Source organism: Pseudoroseomonas cervicalis ATCC 49957 (assembly GCF_000164635.1).
GTDB lineage: Bacteria > Pseudomonadota > Alphaproteobacteria > Acetobacterales > Acetobacteraceae > Pseudoroseomonas > Pseudoroseomonas cervicalis.
Genome location: NZ_GG770777.1, coordinates 1,261,948 through 1,266,230 on the forward strand (window position 1 = coordinate 1,261,948; position 4,283 = coordinate 1,266,230).

Consider the following 4,283-nt stretch of genomic DNA (forward strand, 5'->3'; position numbering starts at 1 on the left):
CCGGGCGTCGAGCAGCAGCACCCGGGTGCGACCGCGCTCCTCGGCGGTCAGCCGCACCCCCTCGACCACGGCGCGGGCCTGCGGCGCCCAGTCGAAATGGATGCCGAGCACGCCGAGCGGCCGGCCGCGTTGCGCCGCGCCCGCCCGGATGGCGGCGGCATAGGTCGCGACAGGCGCCTGGCCCAGCGCCGGCTGCGCCGCCACATCCGCCACCGCGTAATCGTCGCCGCTGGCCGAGGCCAGCGCGGCGCGGAACCAGCTCTCGCCCGAGACGTCGAGGCCCGCCGCCTGCGGGAAGCGCTCCGGCCGGCCGCTGGCCACCACCCGCCCCGCCGCGTCGCAAAGCCAGAGGTCGAGATAGACGGTGTAGGCCGAGAGGATGACGCCCAGGCGCCGCGCGGCATGCGCCAGCCGCTCCGGCGCGGGCGCCTCCAGCGCCTCGACCAGCGCCGAATCGGTGGCCCACCAGCGCACGTCGCAGCTGCGCTCGTAGAGGTTGCGGTCGATGATCTCGATCGCGTTGCGGGCGAGGTCGACCAGCCGCTCGCTGCGCACCTCCTCGGCCATGCGGCGGCCGAGGCCGCGCAGCGCGCCGAAGGCGGCGCTCAGCTCGCCCTCCATCTCGCCGGCCAGCCGCTCCACCTCGGCGGAGACGGATTTCACCTCGCCCGCCACCACGGCGAAGCCACGCCCGGCGCTGCCGGCGCGCGCCGCCTCGATGGTGGCATTCAGCGCCAGGATGCGGGTCTGGGCGGTGATGGCCTGGATGGCGCGGCCCTTGGCGGCGGCGATGCGCGCCGCCTGGTCGACCAAAGCAAGCACGTTCTCCGGCGTCGGCGCCAGCCCGGCGGCCTCCGCCGGGCGCGGCGCGGCGTCCAGAATTTCGGCTTTTGCTAAAAGCATGACCTTGATTCCGCATCATGAGACATACCTCGCATTATGCGAGACTTCGACTCATAATTGTGCAGTTATCAACAGCTCATGAATTGTGTCGTCGCCATGCACACCGCGCGGGCAACGCCCCACCCCCTTGGCCGGCGGGGGCGCGCCGCCTAGAGCTGTTCCAGCTTCCGCTGCACAGGAAACGCCGCATGTCCCAGCCTCCCCTCCCGCGTGTCGCCTTCATCGGCACCGGCGGCACCATGGCCTCGATCGGGCGCGACGCGCTCGACATCCAGGATTACTCGGTGCTCGGCCAGGTGATGGGGGCGGAGGAGATCCTGGCCCGGGTGCCGGAGCTGTCCCGCGTGGCGGAGGTGATCCCCCGCCCCTACAGCGCCGTCATCTCCAGCCGCATCGGCTTCCGCGACTGGAAGGCGCTGGCCGAGGAGTGCCACCGCGCCGCGGCCGAGATCCCCGACCTCGCCGGCATCGTCATCGGCCACGGCACCTCGACCCTGGAGGAGACGACCTATGCCCTCTCCCTCGGGCTGAAGCTGGACCTGCCGGTGGTGATGGTGGGCGCCCAGCGCCCGGCCACCGGCCTGTCCTCCGACATGCCGATGAACCTGCTGAACGCGGTGCGCGTGGCGGGCCATCCGGAGGCGCGCGGCATGGGCGTGATGCTGCTGCTGAACGACGAGATCCACGCCGCGCGCGAGGTCACCAAGACCGCCACCTGGCGCCTGCAGACCTTCCGCACGCCGGATTTCGGCCTGCTCGGCCAGGCCGATGCCGACCGGGTCTGCTTCTACCGCCGGCCGCTGCGCCGCCACGCGCCGGACACCGAGTTCGACCTGCGCGCCATCGACAGCCTGCCGCGCGTCGACATCAGCTATTCCTACGCCGATGCCGATGGCACGGCGGTGCGCGCCTTCGTCGCCGCGGGCGCGCGCGGCATCGTCTCGGCCGGCTTCGCCCCCGGCAACCCGACGCCCTGGGAGGCCGAGGCGCTGGCCGAGGCGGTGAAGCAGGGCGTGACCGTGGTGCAATCCTGCCGCGTCGGCTCGGGCCGCGTCGTGCAGGGGACCAAGATGCGCGAGCAGGGCATCCTGGCCGCCGACAACCTCAACCCGCAGAAGGCGCGGGTGCTGCTGGCGCTGGCGCTGACCGTCACCACCGACCCGGCCGAGATCGCGCGGATCTTCGCCACCTACTGAGGCAGGTGGCGGGCCGGGCAGGCCCGCCACTTCTCGGGTTATCGGACAAGATACTTTTCCGGGTCGTTGCGTCGCGGTAGCGTGATGACAACGAAACGGGAGGCCCGACTTGTCCAACACCCCAGCCGCCGGCCAGGATGCCGGGGCGCTGTTCGCCGAACTCGCCGCCGAGGAGGCGGCCCAGCCCGAGCCCGGCTTCGCCATGGCACCGGAGGACTGGCTGGGCTTCGCCCTGTTCTGGGCGATGTCGCTGATCGTCTTCCTGCAGTTCTTCACTCGCTACATCCTGAACGACAGCATCGCCTGGACCGAGGAGATCGCCAGCTACATGCTGATGGTGCTGTGCTTCTGGGGCAGCGCCCTGGCGGCGCGGCGGGGCACGCATATCGCGGTGGAATTCCTGCTCGACGCCCTGCCGCGCGGCGCGCGGCGCTGGGCGCGGCTGGTGGTGGCCTGCGTCACCACGGGCTTCTTCGTCATCTGCACCCTGCTCTGCTGGCAGGTGGCCGAGGCGATGCGCTTCCAGCCCATGGTCGCGATCGACTGGCCGCTGGCCTATGTCTATTACGGCATCCTGGCCGGGCTGGCGCTGACCGTGCTGCGCGGCGCGCAGCAGGCGCTGCGCCGCTTCCGCGCCGGCGAGCCGGAGCAGGCCGTGGACCCCTCGCTCGGCGGGGTGAAGCTGTGACGGCGCTGCTCTTCCTCGCCTTCTGCGGGCTGCTGCTGGCCGGCATCCCGGTGGCGGTGGCGCTGGGCGGCGCCTCGCTGCTCTATGTCTGGGTCGAGGGCGCGCTGCCGCCGCTGGTCGTGCTGCACCGCATGGCGAGCGGGGTGGAGAGCTTCCCGCTGCTGGCCATCCCCTTCTTCATCATGGCCGGCAGCCTGATGAACTCGGCCGGCATCACCGAGCGCATCTACGGCTTCGCGGTCGCCCTGGTGGGCTGGCTGCGCGGCGGGCTCGGCCAGGTGAACATCGTGGGCAGCGTCATCTTCGCCGGCATGTCCGGCACGGCGGTGGCCGATGCGGGCGGCATCGGCAATATCGAGATCCGCGCCATGCGCGACCACAAATACCCGATGCCCTTCGCCGTCGGGCTGACCGCCGCCTCCTCCACCATCGGGCCGATCATCCCGCCCAGCCTGCCCATGGTGATCTTCGGCGTGATGGCCAATGCCTCGATCGGCCAGCTCTTCGCCGCCGGGCTGATCCCCGGCCTGTTCATGGCGCTGGTGCTGATGGTCTGGGTGGCGGTGGAGGCGCGGCGCAAGCAGTTCCCGCGCGACGCCGCCTTCTCCATCCCGCGGCTCGGCCACAGCTTCCGCCGCGCCTTCCTGCCGCTGCTGACCCCCGTGCTGCTGGTGGGCGGCATGAGCACCGGCGCCTTCACCCCCACCGAGGCCGCCATCGCCGCCTGCTTCTACGCGCTGTTCCTCGGCGCCGTGGTCTATCGCAGCCTGTCCTGGCGCGGCTTCGTCCGCGTCAGCATGGAGACGCTGGAGACCACGGCGGTGGTGCTGCTGATCGTGGCCGGCGCCAGCATCTTCGGCTGGCTGGTCACCACCACCCGCATCACCGATGGCGTGGCGGCGTTCGTGCTGTCGATCACCCAGGAGAAATGGCTGGTCCTGCTGCTGGTGAACCTGTTCCTGCTGTTCATCGGCTGCTTCCTGGAGACCATCGCCGCCATCACCATCCTGGTGCCGGTGCTGCTGCCGCTGATGACGCAGATCGGCGTCGACCCGGTGCATTTCGGCATCATCATGGTGCTGAACCTGATGATCGGCCTGCTGACGCCACCGGTCGGCATGGTGCTGTTCATCCTGTCGCGGATCTCCGGCCTCAGCTTCGAGCAGACCACCAAGGCGGTCTCGCCCTTCCTGGTCCCGCTGTTCTTCTGCCTCGGCCTGGTGACCTTCTGGGAGCCGCTGGCGATGTGGCTACCGACGCTGATGTATCGCTGAACGGCGCGGCGGCGGGCGGGCGCCCCCGCCTTAAGGCCCTGGCAAGCGGGGGCGGCCATAAGTCCTAGTCTGCCCAAGGACTGGAGCCGCCATGCCCCGCCCCGCCCCTGGCCTTGTCGGCCGCCTGCTGCTGCTCGCCCTGCTGCCGCTGCTGGCCGGGGTCGGGCTGGCGACACTGGGGGCGGAGCTGGCCGGGCGCCAGGCCCGCGCGCCCCTGGAGGC

4 protein-coding genes are annotated in these 4,283 nt (G+C 71.2%); 3 read left to right on the forward strand and 1 reads right to left on the reverse strand.

The genetic code is table 11. The features are described from left to right. On the reverse strand, positions 1-903 hold a 903-nt coding region (locus HMPREF0731_RS26335), incomplete at its 3' end, for a methyl-accepting chemotaxis protein (RefSeq protein WP_007003050.1). A gap of 188 nt (positions 904-1,091) precedes the next feature. Here HMPREF0731_RS26335 and HMPREF0731_RS05475 point away from each other — a divergent pair. From HMPREF0731_RS05475 to HMPREF0731_RS05485, 3 genes are all read left to right on the forward strand, one after another. Next, the gene (locus tag HMPREF0731_RS05475; RefSeq protein WP_007003051.1) at positions 1,092-2,099 is read left to right on the forward strand and encodes an asparaginase; all 1,008 of its coding nucleotides are present in this window, start codon (positions 1,092-1,094) and stop codon (positions 2,097-2,099) included. Between the two features lie 109 nt (positions 2,100-2,208). Further along, positions 2,209-2,787 carry a TRAP transporter small permease gene (locus HMPREF0731_RS05480; RefSeq protein WP_007003052.1) on the forward strand — a complete coding sequence of 193 codons (579 nt, stop codon included), beginning with the start codon at positions 2,209-2,211 and terminating at the stop codon, positions 2,785-2,787. Then, positions 2,784-4,061, forward strand: a complete 1,278-nt coding sequence (locus tag HMPREF0731_RS05485) for a TRAP transporter large permease (protein ID WP_007003053.1) — start codon at positions 2,784-2,786, stop codon at positions 4,059-4,061. The genes HMPREF0731_RS05480 and HMPREF0731_RS05485 overlap by 4 nt, the downstream gene beginning before the upstream one ends. Positions 4,062-4,283: the final 222 nt, after the last annotated feature.

Bases quoted from the DNA above. Each gene is read 5' to 3' on its own strand.
- HMPREF0731_RS05475 (WP_007003051.1), top strand. From the start codon at position 1,092: ATGTCCCAGCCTCCCCTCCCGCGTGTCGCCTTCATCGGCACCGGCGGC.